We start from the raw sequence: 533 nt of genomic DNA, 5'->3' as shown, positions 1-533 counted from the left end.
GCCGCATATCGCGACCTGAAAGCGGCACGCAAGACCTCAACCTTTTCCGCCCCGAGTGAGGTGCATGCGAGCCTGTAGGACTCTATGTGCTTTGTAGGCCAGTCCACTGGTGGTACTTCATCGGCATAGTAAAAGTAATCCCAGATGATCGCCTCCCAGCTGTTACAACGGACTGGCCGCCCGGCGATGACGCCCTCAGCCGCCTCTGGGCACGAGCCCTGCGGAGCCTCCGCGATTTCATACGCTTCGTCTGCCCACCAAGCAGGTTCGCAGTCAAGTAACTCATCCCCGATCTCCGCTAAGAATCCATAGTCCAACTCCTCCATGACGCGCCCGCCGAGCATTTCAACTATTGCCTCGAGCTCGCCGCGCCTCTCGCCGGGAAACGTCAGATCAATATCATCGTGCTTGCGTGTTACACGCCCTAGCCGTGCATCGATCGCCCAGCCCCCACCGATCCAGAGCGGCAGATTTCGCTCATCTGCCGCAGCTAGAATTTTGTGTATCAATGTGACCTGCGTTGTGTCCATGCG

General features: G+C 58.2%; 1 protein-coding gene. It reads right to left on the bottom strand.

Features of this window, described 5'->3' with window-relative positions:
- On the bottom strand, positions 1 to 530 hold a 530-nt coding region (aadB, locus tag P7F60_RS29975; protein ID WP_000381802.1), incomplete at its 3' end, for an aminoglycoside nucleotidyltransferase ANT(2'')-Ia.
- Positions 531 to 533: the final 3 nt, after the last annotated feature.

Origin of the sequence: Rhizobium sp. YJ-22, assembly GCF_029601685.1 — a bacterium.
In the GTDB taxonomy this organism is placed as follows: Bacteria; Pseudomonadota; Alphaproteobacteria; order Rhizobiales; family Rhizobiaceae; genus Metarhizobium.
The sequence above is the reverse complement of the archived record's forward strand: the minus strand, read 5'-3'. Positions and strand labels throughout refer to the sequence as shown.